We start from the raw sequence: 18,446 nt of genomic DNA, 5'->3' as shown, positions 1-18,446 counted from the left end.
AGGAGATGGGCGCGCCGCTTTTCGTGCGCCTCCCGCTCGCAAAGGTAACGCCCATAGGTTTCTTACCCGTTCTTTCCTTCCAAGGTGCGCCGCGTTTCCAGAAGCGGGCAGGATGCCCGCGCACCCGAAAAGAAACGACCCTCCCCGCTGTCGCGGGAAGGGCCATCACGATATCGGGAAGTGAGTATCGCCTCAGAACTGCGCCGTCTCGGTCGAATGTTCCATCGCCGTGGTCGAGCTCTGGCCCTCGCCAAGGATGGTGGCGATGGCGTCGAAATAGGAGGTGCCGACCTCGCGCTGGTGGCGCGTCGCAGTGAAGCCGTCGGCCTCGGCGGCGAACTCGGCCTGCTGGAGCTGCGAATAGGCGGCCATGCCATCCTGCCTGTAGCGGCGGGCGAGGTCGAAGGTGGTGTAGCTGGTGTTGTGGAAGCCAGCCAGCGTGATGAACTGGTACTTGTAGCCCATCGCACCCAGCTCGCGCTGGAACGCCTTCATTGCCGCCGGATCCATATGCTTGGCCCAGTTGAACGAGGGCGAGCAGTTATAGGCCAGCATCTGGTCCGGATGGACCTTGCGCACGGCTTCGGCGAAGCGCTTGGCGTCGGCCAGGCTCGGCGTCGAGGTCTCGCACCAGATCAGATCGGCATAGGGCGCATAGGCAATGCCGCGGGCGATCGCCGCCTCGAAGCCGCCCTTGAGCACATAGAAGCCTTCCGGCGTACGCTCCCCGGTGATGAAGGGCCGGTCGGCCTCATCGACATCGGAGGTGATCAGGCGCGCTGCCTCGGCATCGGTACGGGCCATGATCAAGGTCGGCACGCCCATCACGTCGGCCGCGAGGCGTGCCGCGTTCAGCGTCTTGATGAAGGTGCGCGTCGGCACCAGCACCTTGCCGCCGAGATGGCCGCACTTCTTTTCCGAAGCCAGCTGGTCCTCGAAATGCACCGCGGCGGCGCCCGCCTCGATCATCGCCTTCATCAGTTCATAGGCGTTGAGCTGGCCGCCAAAGCCGGCTTCGGCATCGGCGATCACAGGCACGAAATAATCGAGCTGCTCACCGCCCTTGCCGTCGACGCGCTCCATGGTCTGGATCTGGTCTGCGCGCTGCAGGGCCTTGTTGATGCGGCGCACGACGGAGGGCACGCTGTCGACGGGATAGAGGCTCTGGTCGGGATACATGTTGCCCGAGCTATTGGCATCCGCCGCCACCTGCCAGCCGGACAGATAGATCGCCTCGAGCCCGGCCTTGACCTGCTGCACCGCCTGATTGCCGGTGAAGGTGCCGAGCGTCGGCACATAGTCGCGCTTGTGCAGGAGTTCCCACAGGCGCCTGGCGCCATTCTCAGCCAGCGTATGGCGGATCGGCAGCGACCCGGCGAGCCGCTCCACGTCGCGCGGCGTGTAGTTGCGGCGGACGTTGCGCCAGCGATCCGGCGCCCATTCCGGGGCGGGGAAGGTCTCGGCGGGGCGGTTCTTCTGGGTATCGAGCATCACAAACTTCCTAACGTGTCGACGTGTAAAGAGATTGACTGATTGAGTGCCGATCTTCAGATCGACAATTTCCTGCCGCGTTTCCGAAAGTGTCGATCGAAGATCGACACTCCAGATGCCTCCAAAAGGAGGGCCGCGGTTCGGGCCGGCATCAGTTGCGGCGCGTCCGGGTGAAGGTGGCGGCGATCATCGACTGGCCGTCGAACATGTGTTCGGAAGCGCCGCCGCCCACGCGGGTGAAGCGATGCCGGCCGATCTTGTGCACGATCGAGAAGTCCCGATCCGCCAGACCCTGGGCGTGGTACTCGGCGTTGATCTCGGCCATGCTGGCGCCGATGATGGTGATGAATTCGTCGTGATCGTTGCTCTGGCGCATCTGGTCCATAACACGTTCCTCCGTACCGCATTTCGTGTTAAGTCAATGATTGACACCGCGGCGCAATAAAGCAAGACGTATCGCATTTCCGGGGCGTCAACCGGAAAATCGCTGTAAAGAAAATTTTGTAATGTTGTAAATCTTGTAAAAATTTACAAGGTAACAAGACCGGGAACGAACCATGACAGGTGCCATGCAAGAGGCCGATCCGCGCATCGGCGGCAAGATTCAGAGGTTGCGCCGGCAGAGCCGGATTTCGCAGGCCCAACTTGCCAGCTCGCTCGGCATTTCCGCGAGCTATCTCAACCTGATCGAGCACAACCGCCGGCGCATGACGGTGCCGCTGCTGTTGAAGACGGCAAGCTATTTCGGTGTCGATGCCACCGAGCTCGCCGAGAACGACGATTCGCGGCTGGCCGGAGACCTCATGGAGCTGTTCGGCGACGATCTCTTCGCTGACAGCGACGTCACCAATCAGGACGTGCGCGATCTCGCCAGCTCCAACCCGCAGATCGGCCGGGCCATCGTGCATCTGTTCGACCGCTTCCGTTCGCTGCGCAACGCCAATCAAAGCGCCACCTCGGCCCAGGAGGCGGGCTACCACGTCGCCACCGATGCGGTTTCGGACTTCCTGCAGGCCAATGCCAACTACTTCCCGGCCCTGGAAGCGCAAGCCGAGCGCATTCGCGGCGAGATCGACAATCTGTCCGATTCCTTCGAGCACGGCCTCAAGCTCTACCTCTCCAACGTGTTCGGCGTGCAGTGGCGGCTCGCTCCCCTGCCCCAGGGCCTTGCCGGGCGCCTCGACCGCGACGAGGAGACCTTCGAGACCGCCGACGTGCTCTCGCCCGAGAGCGCCACCTTCACGGCCGCCCACCGCCTCGGCCTGCTCGCCGCCTCGCGCGAGATCGAGCATCTCATCACCGAAAGCGCCTTGCCCGCCGATGCCCCGGCCCTGGCTCGCCACGCCCTCGCCGCCTATTTCGCCGGCGCGGTGATCATGCCCTATCAGCCCTTCCTCACCGCCTGCCGGGAGACGCGCTACGACATCGACAGGATCGCCCGGCGCTTCAAGACCAGCTTCGAGCAGGTCTGCCACCGCATGACCACGCTGCAGCGCCCCGGGGCCAGCGGCATCCCGCTACACCTGATCCGCACCGATATCGCCGGTAACATCTCCAAGCGCTTCTCGCTTTCGGGCATCCACATCCCCCGCCATTCCGGCGCCTGCCCGCGCTGGAACGTCTATGCCGCCTTCCTGCTGCCGGGGCAGATCAACATCCAGATCAGCCAGATGCCGGAAGGCACGCGCTATTTCTGCATTGCAAAGTCGTTGACGAAAGGGGGCCATCGCCACAACGCGCCCAGGCGCCATCTTTCGATCGGCCTTGGCTGCCACATCTCGCATGCGGCCGAGATGGTCTATTCCGACGGCATGGATGTTTCCAATGCCGGCCAGGCCGTGCCCATCGGCGTGGGCTGCCGCATCTGCCCGCGTCTCGACTGCGGACAGCGTGCCCATCCCCCGGCCGAGCACAAGCTGGTGCTGAACGAGCATGAGCACGCCGAGAGCCTCTATTCGCGGATCTGAGGCCGTTCGACACATAGCGCCGTGAAGAAACGTCATGCCTCGCTGGGCCTGCCGAACCACCGCCCCAGGGCCGTGGAGGCTTCCTCTGGGTCCTGGCCGGTTTCGCTGGCCCAGGCGACGACGCCATCCGGGCGTACCAGCAAGGCACTCAGGCCGAGCCGGTCGTCGGCGTCACCGCCGACATAGCTGATGCGGTCGCTCCAGCGTGACAGAAGGGCCCGCCAGTGCGGCCGGGCGTCGAAATCGAGGAAGATGCCTTTGCCCGTCCTGAGGAGCTGGGCAAGCCTCGTGCCGCCGCCCAACTCGAAGTCGGGCGCGCTGCGGCCCGCCAGTGGATGGCTGTCGCCGAGATCGTAGCGCAGAGACACACCCCACACCCGCTCGGCAAAATAGGTCGCGCCGTCCCGCGTCTCCATGAGGTCTCGAATGATGGCTTCGAGCGCGCGCGTACTGGCGGTCGGCCGCATGATGGCAACCTGGGCGCGGGACCAGTCGAGGATCCGCGCGCCCACCGGATGCCGCTCCTCGAAATAGCTGTCGAGCAGGCCGTCCGGGGCGCTGCCTCGGATCGTGGCGGCCAGCTTCCAGCCGAGATTCATCGCATCGCCAAGCCCGAGATTGAGCCCCTGGCCGCCCAGCGGGGAATGAATATGTGCGGCATCGCCGGCAAGCAGCACGCGCCCCTTTCGATAGGCCGTCGCCTGATAGGCGCGATCCGTCCACGTCGCGGCGAGCTTGAGAGCCGTCAGAGCGACATCGATGCCGGTGACGCGGCGAAGCACCGTCTGGACATGGTCGAGCGTGACCGACTGGGTCCGATGGAAAGCACCGCCGTCGAAATCGACCATCGCGATCGTCCCGGGCGGTGAATAGGTGTACATGCCCGCCGGTGTGTAGTGGCGGCCCGGGTTGAGCCTGTCCGGATCGGCCATTTCGACGTCGACGGAATAGCCGGTGAATTCGGGATCGGTACCGGCGAACTCAAAGCCGCCGGCCTTGCGCACAATGCTGCGGCCCCCGTCGCAACCGACCAGCCAGCGCCCGCGAAACGTCGAGGCGCCGGCACGAATGCTCACGTCTTCCCCCGACTGATCGAAGCCCTCGACACCGAGGCCCCGCCTGATCTCCACGCCCATGGCATGGGCGTGCGCGGCCAGGACGGCTTCGAGATGCTCCATCGTGACCGCAAGGCCGGACCCAGCCGGATTCGGCAGGCGGTAGGGCCACTTCGAAGCATCGATATTGTCATGAAAGAACTGGATGCCGGCAAAATGTCCGCCGGGACGGCGAGGTTGCTGCATCCAATGGGCGGCGGCCTGGGCGCCGCGGCCTGGACCCTCTTTGGCGGGCTGCGAAGACGCGATCTCGTCCAGCAAGCCGCGACGGTAGAAAGCTTCGGCTGTTGGCACCGACAGGCCCCTCAAGCCGAAGGGAAGCCGCCTCAGGGGGGACTGCGAATCTTCGTTCTGCTCCAGCACCAGCACGGACAGATCCGCAAGGCGCAGTTCACAGGCCAGGAACAGGCCGACCGGCCCCGCGCCGGCAATCACGACATCATGCAGCAAGGGATAAATCCTCCATCGCGCTGGTGAAGGCCGGTCTGCACGCCAGCACCGCCTTGGCGAAAGACGCCGTAGCGGACCCCAGTCATTGCTTGAGGCATGTCATCAATATCGCTATAAAAATTACACTGAGTGCGATTTTTTATTGCACTCAGTGTAATTTTGCAAGAGGTGGCGATGGAGCCGGTTCGTATGGAAGACGTCTCACCAAAGCCGCGGGGCCTGCGGGAGCGCAAGCGGCGCGAGACGTCCGAGCGCATCGTCGAAGAAGGCCTGAAACTGTTCGTGAAGCACGGCTATGAAGGCACGACGCTCGAGGCGATTGCCCAGGCGGCGGGTATCTCGCGCCGAACCTTCTTCTACTATTTCAAATCGAAGGAGGATGTGCTGCTGGCCGCGCATGACGGCGGCTTCCGCGAGGCGCTCGGGCCGGCCATGCTCGAAGAATCCGCCGAGGAGCGCCCTCTGGTCGCCGTGCAGAACTGCCTCGTCAAACTTGCATCTCGGCGCGAGACCAAGGAGTCCATCGTTTTCGATCGCCTGATGCAATCGACCGAAGCCCTGCGCGCGCGCAAAAAAGCTGGTTTCGTCGAGACCGAGCGCATCCTACTGGAAGCGATGTGCGAGCTCTGGCCCTCCCCCGAACGGCGGGACGGGCTTCGGCTGGTGGCGATGGTAGCCATGGGTACCCTGCGCCTGGCCCTGGAGAAATGGAAGCAGAGCGAGGCGGCCCGTCCTCTCGCCCATTATGTCAAAGAGAGTTTCGCCCTGCTGGCGAAAGAGTTTTGAGCCAGCCACCATTCTTGAAATCAGACATAAGAACGCAGGCTGGACCTCAACCACACTCCCCATCATCGCTATTGCCGCCTGCACCGTCATTGCGGGCGCAGCGGAGCAATCCACAGGCACGCGCGGCGCGCTTTGGAGATTGGATTGCCTCACTGCGCTCGCAATGACGCGCGAGTCAAACATCGCGACCATTGGTATAGACTGTCGCCATGTCCGCCTCCACCCGCAAGATCATCCATATCGACATGGATGCCTTCTACGCCTCCGTCGAGCAGCGCGACGATCCCTCGTTGCGCGGACGGCCGCTGGCCGTGGGCTATTCGGAACGGCGCGGCGTGGTCGCGGCGGCGAGCTATGAGGCGCGAGCCTTCGGCGTGCGCTCCGCCATGCCTTCCTCGACCGCGCTGCGCAACTGCCCCGATCTCATCTTCGTCAGGCCGCGCTTCGAGGTCTATCGCGCCGTCTCGCGCCAGATTCACGCCGTTTTCGCCGAGTTCACGCCGCTGATCGAGCCTCTTTCGCTGGACGAGGCCTATCTCGACGTCACCGCGAATTTGCAGGGCCTGCCCAGCGCGGCGGCGACGGCACAGGCCATCCGCACCCGCATTCTCGAGGAAACCGGCCTCACCGCCTCGGCCGGCATTTCCTACAACAAGTTCCTGGCCAAGCTCGCCTCCGATCACCGCAAGCCCAACGGGCAGTTCGTCATCACCCCCGCCATGGGACCGGCTTTCGTGGAGACATTGCCGGTGGCCAAGTTCCACGGTGTCGGCCCGGTCACCGCTGAGAAGATGAACCGGCTCGGCATCGTCACCGGCGCCGACCTCAAGGCACAGCCCCTGGAGGATCTCGTCCGCCATTTCGGCAAGGCCGGGGCCTGGTATCATGCGATCGCACGGGGCGAGGACGACCGGCCGGTGGAGCCGGACCGCCCGCGCAAATCCTCCGGCTCGGAGACGACGTTCTCCGAGGATCTGACGACGCCCGAGGATATCGAAGCCGGCGTCCTCGCCATGGCCGACGAGGTCTGGGCCTGGTGCGAGAAGACCCAGGCCTTCGGCCGGACCGTGACGGTGAAGATCAAATATGCCGATTTCCAGCAGGCCACCCGCAGCCGTACCCTGACCGCACCGGTGCACACCCAGGAAAACCTGCGATCCGTCAGCCTGGACCTCATCCGCAGCGTGTTCCCGCCGGCGAAGGGCATACGCCTGCTCGGCGTCACCCTATCGGGTTTCGCTTCGGAGGAACCGTCTGACGGCGAACAGCTCGAACTCGGCCTGGAAAATTGATTTCCCCGAGAAATTTGCCGGATCGAACCGCCATTACCATTCTCCCGAGGTCGTGACGTCCTGGGACCGATCTAACCCCTATCTCGATTTACCGCTTGACTTAAAGTTCACTTGAACTTCTATCAACACTCCCTGAGTGATTCAGGGAGTGTTGATCAATGAGCGTTCATAGCGATCTCAAGGGCTTGCGGGCAGCCGTTACCGGCGGCACCTCCGGGCTTGGGCTAGCCCTCGTGCGGGCGCTGACAGAGCGAGGGGCACAGGTCGCCTTCGTTGCTCGCACCAGGGAAGCCGTCGAGCGCGTGGGCGTGGAAACCGGTGCGCTCGGCATCGTCGGGAATGTCGGATGCAAGACCGATATCCATGCCATCGCCCTGCAGGTCACCGGCAATCTCGGCGGCCTCGACCTCCTCGTCAACAATGCCTCCAGCCTCGGCTCGGTTCCCCTCGCCTTGCTGGCCGATACGCAATGCGAAGAGCTGGAAGAAGCTCTCGCCACCAATCTGGTCGGTCCTTTCCGCCTGACCAAGGCCTTGTTCGGCGCCCTCGCGGCCTCGGCGCGGCAGGGGCGTGACGCGGCCGTGGTCAACATCACCAGCGACGCGGCCGTCAACGCCTATGCAGGCTGGGGCGCCTATGGCGCCAGCAAGGCCGCGCTTCAGCATCTCACCGCCATCTGGGCCGAGGAAGCACGCGAAGAAGGCGTGCGCTTCCTTGCCATCGATCCCGGCGACATGGACACCCCCCTGCACGCTCAAGCCGTGCCGGAGGCCGACCGATCCGCGCTCAAGCGCCCGGAGGAAGCGGCAGCCGACATCCTCCGCAGCCTGGGCCTTGATCAACCGCGCCTCGCCCTGACCGCAGGGATTCGGCCATGATTGCCGCCGACAATCCCGAGCCGGGTGCCGCGCGGCTGCTCGCCGTCTCCAGCACCGGCAAGATCCGCCATTTGCCGCGCAGTGCCCTGTCCCTGCTGTTCAGCCCCGGCGACCTCCTCGTCGCTAACGATGCGGCCACCCTGCCCGCCAGCCTTGCCGGCCTCCATGCCGGCAGCGACAGGCCGATCGAGGTTCGGCTTGCCGCCTGGGTCTCTGCCGGCGATCCCAGCCGTTTCGTGGCGGTCGTCTTCGGGGCGGGCGACCACCGCCTGCGCACGGAAGATCGTCCTGCGCCACCGCAACTCCTCGCCGGCGACAAGCTCGAGCTTGGCCCGCTGACAGCCGAGATCGAGCGCCTGCACGGCTATCCACGCCTGGTCTCGCTGCGCTTTTCCGGTCCGACGGATCAAATCCTCGCCGGCCTGGCACGCCACGGGCGACCCATCCAATATGCCCATGTACCAGCCCCCCTGGCGCTTTGGGACATGTGGACGGTGATTGCGGCCGAGCCATTGGCCTTCGAGGCGCCTTCGGCCGGTTTCGCGCTCGATTGGCGCATGATCGCCGCCTGGCGACGGCGCGGCGTTGGGTTTGCCAGCCTGACGCACGCCGCCGGCATTTCCTCGACGGGCGATGCGATGATGGATCTGAGCCTCCCCTTCGACGAGCCCTATCGCATCCCGGCAGCGACGGCAGCCGCGATCGCCCGCACGAAGGCGGCCGGTGGACGGGTGATCGCCATCGGGACCAGCGTCGTGCGAGCCCTCGAACATGCCGCCTCGGCAGCCGGTGGCCTCCGGGCCGGCGACGGCGTGGCGCAGGGTAGGATCGGCCCGGCAACGAGGCTTTGTCTTGTCGATGCCATTCTCAGCGGCGTCCATCAGCCGGGCGAAAGCCATTTCGAACTGCTGCGCGCCTTTGCTGACGACCTAACGCTCGACCGCGTCTGCCTGATGCTGGAAGCCTGGAACTATCGCGCCCACGAATTCGGCGATTCCGTGCTGATCGAGCGCCGGACGGCCAAGCCGAAAGAACAGGGCACCGATCGGCAAGCCCGTATCACGCCAAGCTCTCTGTGGGCGGGCGCGGCCCCTACTCCATGAGAGCCGCTTTCATGAAGCAGACCATGGTGGCGTGGACGGGCTCGTCGCCGACCACGCGGATGGCATGCTGCCGGTCGCAGCGATAGCGCAGCGTCTCGCCGGGCTCTGCCCGTTCGCGCACGCCGGCCACGTCGACTTCGACCACGCCGGCGAGGATCGACAGGCATTCGACAGAGCCGCGCTGATGGGCATCGCTTTCAAGCACCCCGCCTGGCTCGGCTCGAAAATCATACCATTGCAGCCATTCCACCGTCTTCAGCCAGCCGACCACCGCCAGGCGGCACTTGCCGTCGTCGGAAATGATCACGGGCGTATCGACCCGCGTGGTCTTTTCGATGAAGGGCTCGTCCTCGCTCGAACCCAGCACTCGCTCGATCGAAACGTCGAGGGCCTGAGACAGGCGCCAGATCGTCGCCAGAGTGGGGTTGGTTTCGTTGCGCTCGATCTGGCTGATGATCGACTTGGCCACGCCCGACTGCTCGGCCAGCTCCGACAGCGAGAGATTATAGGCCTTGCGCAGACGCTGGACCGTCTTGCCGAGCTGCCCCGATAGCGCAACGGCGCCCGCATCGAGTTCACCCCGCTTGTCCGACCCACTCATTGCCAGCCTTTCGTTTGTTATGACGAACGATTGTTTGTTCTGGCGGACAATAGGGCCAAGCCGCTTGGGAGAAAAGCTCTTTGATGAAGCAGAGGCAGGATCAGCCCATGTCCATCCTGTCATAGGGGTATGGAGACTCCCGCTGCAGGCCCGACTGGCTTATGTTTGAGGTCCTAGCCTGCCGGGATCACGACAAAGATATGGGACCTGACTGGGATTCGCGATGGGGCATGGACATGACAGCCGGGGCGAACCTGCCTTTTGGCACCGACCTCCGACCCCGCACCTGACCACGCTGGTCAGCGGGATCTACGGCTATCGGGAGAACGGCGCTGCCATGCGGGGGCTCACCGAGGCTGCTTCGCTGGCCGTGCCGCTGATCGTCAATTTCGGCAGCCCGTTCCGCATCGGTCTCGGCAAAGCCCCAACTCTCGCGGACAGCTATGGCAGCTTTGCCGCCGGCCTGTTCGCAGGCCCCATCATCATGGATTCGGATGGTGCGGCCGCATGTATCCAGATCAACTTCACCCCGCTGGGCGGCCGTCTGTTCTTCGGGCTGCCGATGAGCGAGTTGGCCGACCGCATGGTCACGGTGGATGACCTCGCCGACCGCGGCATCAGCCAGTTCGCCCGGCGGCTTGCCGACCTCAATTCCTGGGAAGCGCGCCTCGATCTCGCCGAGCATTTCGTCGGGATGCGCCTCGGCCGCGCCTCGCCAGCCAATCCCGCCATCCACTGGGCGTTCTGCCAGCTCATGCGCAAGGGCGGAGACGTCCGTATCGGCACCCTGGCGGAAAAGCTCGACTGGAGCCGTCGGCGCCTGGTCGCAAGCTTCCGTGAGGAGATCGGGCTGGCTCCAAAATCCGTCTCCCGCATCATCCGCTTCAATGCCGCGCAGGCCCTTGCCGCCAGGGGCACGGCGGCCGGATGGGCCGATATCGCGGCTGCCTGCGGCTATGCCGATCAGGCCCACCTCACCCGCGAGTTCTCCTTGCTGGCGGGCTGTCCGCCGACGGCCTGGCGCATGGATGCGTAACATTTCTTCAAGACGGCCCGTCGCCATGCGGCCACAGTCCGCTCCGGTTCACAACGGAGACATGCCCCATGCCGCTATCGACGACCGAAGCTCCCCGCCTCTACCCCGCCCTGCGCTATGCCGACGCGCGGGCCATGATCGACTGGCTGCAGGAAGCCTTCGGCTTCACCTTGCACGCCTGCTACGGCACTGGCGATGTCGTCGATCACGCCCAGCTTGCCCTCGGCTCCTCGATGATCATGCTCGGCACGGCACGCGACGATAATTTCTGCAAGATCGTCGGTTCGCCGGGATCGGGTGGCGGCAAGTCGATCTATGTCGCCGTCGACGATGCCGACACCGCCTATGAGCGCGCCAAGGCCGCCGGGGCAAAGATCGAGGAAGAACCTGTCGACCGCCACTATGGCAGCCGGGAATTCATCTGCCGCGATCCGGAAGGCAATATCTGGGCTTTCGGCACCTATTGGCCCAAGGCGTCCGAGCCAGCCTCCCCCTGAAAAGCAGGGGATGGCAGTCACGAAGGGCGCCGAAGAACAGATAGGGGTTTTCAGCAAAACGCTGCGACAATCGTGGCTTGCAGCGTCGGCTCCCCTGTTGAAGTCGGGTCCGACACTGCAGCCGCGCACGGCCTATTCGGCCGCCAGCTTGCGGTTCTGTGCCTCCTGGATCGTGCGCCACACCACTTCAGGGGTCGCCGGCATGTCGAGCTTGGTGACCCCGACGCCGCGCCTGAGGGCATCGATCACCGCATTCATCACCGCCGGCGCGGCGCCGATGGTGCCGGCCTCACCGGCTCCCTTGATGCCGAGCGGGTTGTTCTTGCAGGGAATGTTGCGCGTCTCGAAATGGATGAAGGGCAGATCGTCGGCTCGCGGCAGGGCATAGTCGGTGAGCGATGCCGTGAGCAACTGGCCGTCTTCCGAATAGACCGTGCGCTCCAGCAAGGCCTGGCCGATGCCCTGCACCACGCCGCCATGCACCTGGCCTTCCAGCAGCAGCGGGTTCACCACCATGCCGAAATCGTCGACGATGGTGTAGCCGAGAATATCGGTGACACCGGTCTGCGGATCGATCTCCACCTCGCAGATATGCGTGCCGTTCGGATAGGTCGCCTCGCCGGGCTGATAGTCGGTCTCGGCGCTGAGCAGATCGGGCGTAGCCTTGGGCAGACGGGCGAGCGCGGCGAACTCGATGGCCTTGTCGGTGCCGACCACCCGCACGCGGCCGTCGACGATTTCGAGATCGGCGATGCCGGCCTCGAGTTCGTCGGAGGCGAGCGTCTTCAGTTTCTCCGCCAGGGTCTGGCTGGCCCGGGCCACGGACGCGCCGCCCACCGGGATCGAGCGCGAGCCGCCGGTGCCGCCGCCGGTTTTGATCCGGTCGGAATCACCCTGGATCACGTTGATGCGTTCCAGCGGCAGATCGAGATATTGCGAAACGAACTGGGCGTAGGCCGTCAGGTGCCCCTGCCCGTTGGTCTGCGTTCCGATCAGCACGGTGGCGGTACCGTCCCTTTCGAGCGTGACGCTGGCGGCTTCCTTGGGCCCGTCGGCACAGGCCTCGATATAGGTGGACATGCCGATGCCGCGGAACTTGCCCGCCTTCTTCGAGGCCTGCCAGCGGCCCTTGAAATCGCCCCAGCCGGCGACCTCCATGGCCTTGCGCATATGGCCCTCGAACTCGCCCGAATCATAGGTGCGGCCGGTCGGCGCCTTGAACGGCATCTGTTCCGGCTTGACGAAGTTGCGCGCGCGCACCTCGTCGACGGAAAGCCCGGTCTCGAAGGCAATGGCGTCCATCAGCCGCTCGATGAGATAGGCGGCCTCCGGCCGGCCAGCGCCGCGATAGGCATCGACGGGCAGCGTGTTGGTGAAGACGCCGCGCACCCTGACGTCCATGGCGTCGATCGCATAGGCACCGGTCGCCATCAGGGCGCCGAGCCAGGGAATGAAAGGTCCGAACTGCGAAAGATAGGCGCCGAGATCGCCGATGATATCGATCTTGACCGCCAGGATGCGCGACCGCCGGTCCAGCGCCGCCTCGATACGGCTGATATTGTCGCGGCCCTGGGTGTCGGCGAGGAAATGCTCCGCGCGGTCGGCAAACCACTTCACCGGCTTGCCGAGGCGGCGCGCCGCCTCCAGCGAGAGCGGATATTCGCGATACATGAAGGCCTTTGTGCCGAAACCGCCGCCGACATCGCCGGTCTTAACATGCACCCTGTCGGGCTTCACCTTGAAGACATGGTTGGCGAGCGTATCGCGGATGGAATGCACACCCTGGCTGCCCACCGTGAGGGTGAAGCGCGTACCGTCCCATTCGGCGAGGCAACCGCGGGTTTCCATGTAGTTGGCGACGAGACGATTGTTGACGACGTCCAGGGATACCACGCGGGCTGCCTTGTCGAAGGCCTTGGCCACTTTCTTGGCGTTGCCGATCTGAGCGTCGAAGGCGAGGTTCGAACCATGCTCCGGCCAGACCAGCGGCGCGTCGGGCTCGAGGGCAGCAACCGAGCCGACGATGGCGTCCAGCGATTCGTAATCGACCGGAATCGCCTCGGCGGCATCGCGGGCCTCGGTGAGCGAATCGGCGACCACGAACGCCACCGCATCGCCGACATGACGTACCACGTTTCGCGCCAGCAGCGGATAGGGCTGCGGACGCTGCGGCGAGCCGTCGGCATTCTTCATCAAGGCCAGGCAGGGCAGATCGCCGAGCCCGTCGAGATCGGCCGCCGTCAGAATCAGCCTTACGCCCGGCATCGCCGCGGCGTCGGAAAGATCGCCGATGCTGAAACGGGCATGGGCATAGGGAGAGCGCAGAACATAAGCCCTCAGCGCGCCGGAACGCTGCTCGTCATCGACATAACGGCCCGTACCGGTGATGAAGGACTGGTCCTCCTTGCGACGCACAGCTTGGCCAACGCCAAATTTGGTGGGCGGCATGAGGAACCTCCGGCGATTTAATGAATGGTGCTTTTGAATAGAGCCTTCGAATAGCACGCCGGCGCGCAATTTCAAAAAAGCCGAAGAATTTTTCCGTCACACGCTGGACACACACAAAGAGCTTTGCTACATCGCCGCCATCGAACGCGGCACCGCGTCGCGCTTCGGTGGTTTCGATGGGCGCATAGCTCAGTTGGTAGAGCAGCTGACTCTTAATCAGCGGGTCCTAGGTTCGAGCCCTAGTGCGCCCACCATCGAAACTTCTGATATCGCTGACGAAAAGCAAGGCGCCCTTCGAGGCGCCTTCTTTCGTTTGGAGTGGAAGTGCCCTCGCCCGAGCATGCGACTCCCCTCACCGCCATGCGGGACGAGCAGAGATTCGCTCGCTGCCCCTTCCTCCGGCGAGAAGTTCGACAAGCCGCGGAAGGTAGAAGAGCATGCCGGCCGACGATGACGGCATTGAGCCAAGGTCGTCCAGGGTCGCTGTGGCCGAGGCCCGCAGCGTTCAGCGATTTGACGCAATCACCACGAATCGCAAAGACGCGTCGAACCAAAGAGCTGGAGAGAGCGGGCGCTCACATTTGACGTGCTTTGCTCTGGGGCAATCCTGGGCTCCAGCTGGTCAATGCATGATGAATATTGGGCCGACCGGGAACAACCACATACCGCCTCCCGGCAAATTTCAACTGTCGAATACTCTTTATTCTAGAGAAATTTCGGTCTCGACGATTCAGTCTCCGAAGAAAATTTTCTCAGAAAATGAAACAGCAGTGACGATCCCTCTCCTAAAGAGTTAATATTTACAACTCCTCTACTCCTTATAAAAATCCTCTCTAGTGATATCCTCAGTGACACTGGACTGGGGGCATTCCAGAAAGAGAGCGAGTTACTGATCATGAACATCGCCTTCGAAAACGAAATAGAGAGAGGTTCGTATTCAAATTTCGATAAAATCGAACACATACTTGAAACAGATCAGCGAATATTCAAAGAAAATTACAATGTGCGACCTTTCAAGCTTCATCATACACTTTGCCGGAGCGGCTTATTCGAGATCCCGGAGATCGTCAAAACTGCTCGCAGCATCATCGGAAGCGGCAATGCTGCCGACTTTCTCGCTCTCGATTTGAGAAGGGAATCGATCAGCAGCAAATTCACCGAGGCCGCGCAGCATGACCGACTGACGGAGGTGATCGATCGGCTCGGCGAGAGCGGCTCCTGGATCAGGCTTTCGCGGACGCAGGATTACAATCGCGATTACGCCCGGGTTCTCGCCATGCTCATTGACGAAATCGGGACCCACGCCGATCGGCCGTTCCGCCAGGAAGTGACCTGGGCAACCCTGACCGTGATTCTGACCTCGCCGGGGATTTCCACGCCCTTCCATATCGATCACGAATCCAACTTCCTGTTCCAGATCAAGGGCGAGAAGGAAGTCTGCCTGTTCGACCCCGGGGATCGTGAAGTTCTGCCGGAAATCGAGCTCGAACGCTTCTATGCCAGCAGCTACAACACCCCCCGCTACAAGCCCGAATTGCAGGGCCACGGCCAGATCTACAGACTGACGCCCGGCGAGGCCGTCCATCATCCGCCTGTAGCGCCCCACTGGGTCAAAAACGGCGACAACATCTCCGTCAGCCTGAGCATTTCCTTCTGCATGCGCCCGTTGGAACGGCGGGCCAGGATCTATCAAGCCAACTTCATGCTGCGCCAACTCCGGCTGAAACCGAGACCGCCCGGCCTTTCGCCGGGACGCGACGCACTCAAGGCCAGATTGGTTTCCGCTCTTGAAATGGCCGATCCCAAGACCTTCCAGGATATCGTCTATTCCCCGATGAACCGTCTGAAATCTCCGATGCAATTCCTGAAGAAGGTTTCCGGCCGCCGAGTCGCCACCTGAAAAGTCGCCGTGCTTCGGCCAAGCCTGCCTGTGGCACGAGCGCAGATGGCTATCTCGTGCCGCTGCTGCCTGCACAGTTGGGCGCCGCTCGAACGACCGATGAGGCGCTAAAAAAGAAAAACCCGGCGCTGTCGGAACGCCGGGTCAAGGAGGTTGCTGTCCCGCTGAATCGCGGAACGAAGGTGATAAATTTCATATCACGTGATACATACGTGACGCGGCAATGGTGAGGCGTTGTCATCGCGATCTCCGGCATCGCTGCCAAAGAAAAAGCCCGGCGATACGCTACGTGCCGGGCCAAGATCGGATGCGACGTATCGGGCCGGTATTGGGAACGGCCGACAACATGCGATGATTAGACCAAATGGTGTGACGGGAGCGTGATAAGGCTCGCCCGCATCGCTCCTGCCGTCGGCTGTCACGGCTTGGACAGACGCTTCACATTGGAACGAACCTTGCGCCGATAGTCTCGAACGACCGCACCGGGCGTCGTGCCCATCATCAGCTTGCCGGCGGCGTTCTGCGCCGCAGCAACTTTCTCGCTGATCATCAGCTTGGCCTCGTGCTCGGCACGGCTTCCGCCCTGTGCCAGCCGAAGCGTACGTAGCCAGATGGCTTGCTGCGATTCAAAAGCAAGCATCGACATGTCGTAAAACAGCTTGAACATCGGATCTCCTATGCCCTTAGGTAACATAGCCCGATGTCGACGACGCAGCTATGTCGGCCGCGCAGGTCCGGCATTCACCCGCCGCTCACGCGGCCTGCATTCGATCTTCTCCCGAGCCCAATCAGCCCTCATCGGCTCCGGACAAGCCAGGCAGGCATTGCCCGTCCTGTGCGAAAAAGCACAACCATGGGCCGCCGCAAGGGCTAAGCCGCGCATGGATCATTTCGACGGTCCACGCAGTGCATCTCGACACATGTCCTTCCGTCCGAGCCCATTTCATGATCGCAAGAGCCACTATCCTGTTGCCAGCCGCATTGCTGTGCCTGGTAACCCTCACGCCTGCCCGGCTTGTCGCACAGGAGGCCGCCATGGCAGATGCTCCCGCAGCAACGGCCTCGGCCTGCTCCCCAGGTTTCCACTTCAATCAATGGCGCAGATGCGTGCCCAACCGTACCATCAACGACGCCACCCGTGATGCGTTCGATCCGCGGCGCATGGCATCGAGCGCGTCTATCGGCCAATCTTCGGACCATCGCAGAAACATCGACGTATGCCCGCCCTCGCAGCGTCCCAATCACGCCGGCCAATGCGTCCCCAAGAGTTGAGGGGCGGTCGACATCCCGCCTAGAAAACGCCCGGCGATCCCCGATTATCGGCCGGCCGACGCAGCATTCTGCGAGGCGCCTTTCGGTGACCTATGCATCCCCTCGCGTCAGGCAGCTCGCTTGCGCAGGCTCTTGATGCCGCGCCAGACCAGGAACAGCACCACCGGCGCCGCACACAGCATGGCGATGGCCTTGTCGACATGCCAGATATGGCTGAAGCCCTCGATCATGTAGCCGAGAATGGCGAGGGTATAATAGGAGATTGCGATGATGGAGAGCCCCTCCACCGTCTCCTGCAGGCGATACTGGCTTTCCGACGTGCGCGAGATGGTGTCGAGAATGGTCTGGTTCTGCATTTCCAGGCTGAGGCTGATATGGGCGTTCAACAGTTCAGCCGAACGCTCCAGCTTCATCGCCACTGCCTGCAGGCGTTTCTCCGTCGCCAGGCAGGTGGCCACCGCCGGGCCGGTCCGATTGGTCAGGTAGCGTTCGATGGTGGTGAACTCGCCGATCGGCCGCTCGGCAAGCTGCCGCAGGCGCGTGCCGAGCACCGCCGCATAGGCTTGGCTCGCCGCGAAGCGAAAGCTGGTTTCCTCGATGCTGCGGCCGACTTCGGCGGACAGCGCATGGATGCTCTCCAGCGCCTCCCGGTTCTCCCCGGTGGAATGGGCATGGCCGACGCGGCCCATCACCTGGCTCACCGCTCCCTCGAACTGACGGATCGTCGAGCCGAGGGCCCGGGCTACCGGCAAGCCGAGCAGGACGAAATTACTGTAGGTCTCGATCTCCAGGAGCCTGCGCACCAGCACGCCGCGGCGTACGCCATTGCATCGTCCGGCTGCAAGTTCGTAGCGGGTGAAACCGTCCAGATCACGATTGAAATCGGTGGCGACCTGAGCCATGCCGTCATAGAGCTCGGAATAGCACAGGCTGATCGGGCTGAAGCCGACCAGCGCCGCTTCCATGATGGTGGAGGTCTCGGTCAGGTCGATACGCGTGGCGCTGACGCGCTGCAGCCCGGCGAAGCATTCCAGGCCGATATCGTCTGGCCAGATCTCGCGATCGGTGAGGACGGACTGCCAGGTCAGCGTGGCAAATTCATTGTGGAGCTCGAAAGTGGCCTTGCGACCACTCCTTTCCACCGTGATTTGGCGCGTTCGTGCGTCATCGAAGGGCAAAGCGGACTGGCCGGCGAAAAGAGCGAAGCGCCGCGCCACCTCCTCCAGTGAAGGCCCCTCGTCTGCCGGCATGAAGGCGACCCGGCGGATACGGGCCGAGGTCGTGATCGGCTCGGTCGGCCTGGCATGCAATTCGGCATAAATGGCCGCTCGCTTCGGATGATCGGCAAACAGGGATTCGCTCGCCTCCGAGGCGCCGGTCGCCGTCATCGTGATTTCCCCCATTCCATTGCGACGAATTTTCAAAGCAATTTCCAGGCCAGGACCTGCCGGATAACCCGCCCACAGTGCAGGAAATACACGTCAACGTTGCAGGACGAAAGGCAGAACAGCCGCCGGCGCCCGCCTCCATTTGACGCGGCACGCCTATTCTTTGCTTCTCTTTGGGCGCGAGGATCCTTAACACCGGCCTGTCGCAACCACCCGTCGGGA

Annotated in this window: 15 protein-coding genes and 1 tRNA gene; 9 read left to right on the top strand and 7 right to left on the bottom strand. The window is 63.3% G+C overall.

Annotation, left to right across the window (positions count from 1 at the left end):
* Positions 1-192: 192 nt before the first annotated feature.
* Complete coding sequence (gene aceA / locus C5L14_RS14945) at positions 193-1,491, bottom strand: isocitrate lyase (RefSeq protein WP_105862851.1); 1,299 nt, start codon at positions 1,489-1,491, stop codon at positions 193-195.
* A gap of 151 nt (positions 1,492-1,642) precedes the next feature.
* The gene (locus C5L14_RS14940; RefSeq protein WP_105862850.1) at positions 1,643-1,876 is read right to left on the bottom strand and encodes a hypothetical protein; all 234 of its coding nucleotides are present in this window, start codon (positions 1,874-1,876) and stop codon (positions 1,643-1,645) included.
* Between the two features lie 172 nt (positions 1,877-2,048).
* On the opposite strand from C5L14_RS14940, the gene C5L14_RS14935 reads away from it, so the two are divergent.
* On the top strand, positions 2,049-3,458 hold the full coding sequence (locus C5L14_RS14935) for a helix-turn-helix domain-containing protein (RefSeq protein WP_245443395.1): 1,410 nt from the start codon (positions 2,049-2,051) through the stop codon (positions 3,456-3,458).
* A gap of 32 nt (positions 3,459-3,490) precedes the next feature.
* Here the strand turns inward: C5L14_RS14935 and C5L14_RS14930 are convergent, their stop codons facing one another.
* Positions 3,491-5,023 carry an FAD-dependent monooxygenase gene (locus C5L14_RS14930; protein ID WP_105862849.1) on the bottom strand — a complete coding sequence of 511 codons (1,533 nt, stop codon included), beginning with the start codon at positions 5,021-5,023 and terminating at the stop codon, positions 3,491-3,493.
* 189 nt (positions 5,024-5,212) lie between these two features.
* Between C5L14_RS14930 and C5L14_RS14925 the strand changes: the two genes are divergently transcribed.
* From C5L14_RS14925 to C5L14_RS14910, 4 genes are all read left to right on the top strand, one after another.
* Entirely contained in the window at positions 5,213-5,809 is a 597-nt protein-coding gene (locus tag C5L14_RS14925) for a TetR/AcrR family transcriptional regulator (protein ID WP_105862848.1), read from the top strand.
* Positions 5,810-6,018: 209 nt separating this feature from the next.
* A complete protein-coding gene (gene dinB, locus C5L14_RS14920; RefSeq protein ID WP_105862847.1) occupies positions 6,019-7,101 on the top strand; it encodes a DNA polymerase IV in 1,083 nt (360 codons plus the stop codon).
* Positions 7,102-7,259: 158 nt separating this feature from the next.
* Entirely contained in the window at positions 7,260-7,979 is a 720-nt protein-coding gene (locus C5L14_RS14915) for an SDR family NAD(P)-dependent oxidoreductase (protein WP_105862846.1), read from the top strand.
* Positions 7,976-9,082 (top strand): S-adenosylmethionine:tRNA ribosyltransferase-isomerase, encoded by a 1,107-nt coding sequence (locus C5L14_RS14910; RefSeq protein ID WP_105862845.1) that lies wholly within the window; start codon positions 7,976-7,978, stop codon positions 9,080-9,082. Before C5L14_RS14915 ends, C5L14_RS14910 begins: the two co-directional genes overlap by 4 nt.
* Here the strand turns inward: C5L14_RS14910 and C5L14_RS14905 are convergent.
* Entirely contained in the window at positions 9,072-9,683 is a 612-nt protein-coding gene (locus C5L14_RS14905) for a helix-turn-helix domain-containing protein (RefSeq protein WP_105862844.1), read from the bottom strand. The two genes, C5L14_RS14910 and C5L14_RS14905, sit on opposite strands and share 11 nt — an antisense overlap.
* Before the next feature lie 223 nt (positions 9,684-9,906).
* Between C5L14_RS14905 and C5L14_RS14900 the strand changes: the two genes are divergently transcribed.
* A complete protein-coding gene (locus tag C5L14_RS14900; RefSeq protein ID WP_245443394.1) occupies positions 9,907-10,719 on the top strand; it encodes a helix-turn-helix domain-containing protein in 813 nt (270 codons plus the stop codon).
* A 68-nt stretch (positions 10,720-10,787) separates the two neighbouring features.
* Positions 10,788-11,216 carry a VOC family protein gene (locus tag C5L14_RS14895; RefSeq protein ID WP_105862843.1) on the top strand — a complete coding sequence of 143 codons (429 nt, stop codon included), beginning with the start codon at positions 10,788-10,790 and terminating at the stop codon, positions 11,214-11,216.
* Between the two features lie 132 nt (positions 11,217-11,348).
* Here C5L14_RS14895 and C5L14_RS14890 read toward each other — a convergent pair whose 3' ends face one another.
* Entirely contained in the window at positions 11,349-13,664 is a 2,316-nt protein-coding gene (locus tag C5L14_RS14890; protein ID WP_105862842.1) for a xanthine dehydrogenase family protein molybdopterin-binding subunit, read from the bottom strand.
* 178 nt (positions 13,665-13,842) lie between these two features.
* Between C5L14_RS14890 and C5L14_RS14885 the strand changes: the two genes are divergently transcribed.
* Both C5L14_RS14885 and C5L14_RS14880 read left to right on the top strand, forming a co-directional pair.
* Positions 13,843-13,918 (top strand) — tRNA-Lys (locus C5L14_RS14885).
* 641 nt (positions 13,919-14,559) lie between these two features.
* A complete protein-coding gene (locus tag C5L14_RS14880; protein WP_105862841.1) occupies positions 14,560-15,564 on the top strand; it encodes a cupin-like domain-containing protein in 1,005 nt (334 codons plus the stop codon).
* Between the two features lie 418 nt (positions 15,565-15,982).
* Here the strand turns inward: C5L14_RS14880 and C5L14_RS14875 are convergent, their stop codons facing one another.
* Together C5L14_RS14875 and C5L14_RS14870 are read right to left on the bottom strand one after the other, a co-directional pair.
* Entirely contained in the window at positions 15,983-16,231 is a 249-nt protein-coding gene (locus C5L14_RS14875) for a hypothetical protein (RefSeq protein ID WP_105862840.1), read from the bottom strand.
* Positions 16,232-16,943: 712 nt separating this feature from the next.
* Positions 16,944-18,224 (bottom strand): DUF3422 domain-containing protein, encoded by a 1,281-nt coding sequence (locus C5L14_RS14870; protein ID WP_181161184.1) that lies wholly within the window; start codon positions 18,222-18,224, stop codon positions 16,944-16,946.
* Positions 18,225-18,446: the final 222 nt, after the last annotated feature.

Origin of the sequence: Labrys okinawensis (assembly GCF_002982075.1) — a bacterium.
In the GTDB taxonomy this organism is placed as follows: Bacteria; Pseudomonadota; Alphaproteobacteria; order Rhizobiales; family Labraceae; genus Labrys; species Labrys okinawensis_A.
The sequence above is the reverse complement of the archived record's forward strand: the minus strand, read 5'-3'. Positions and strand labels throughout refer to the sequence as shown.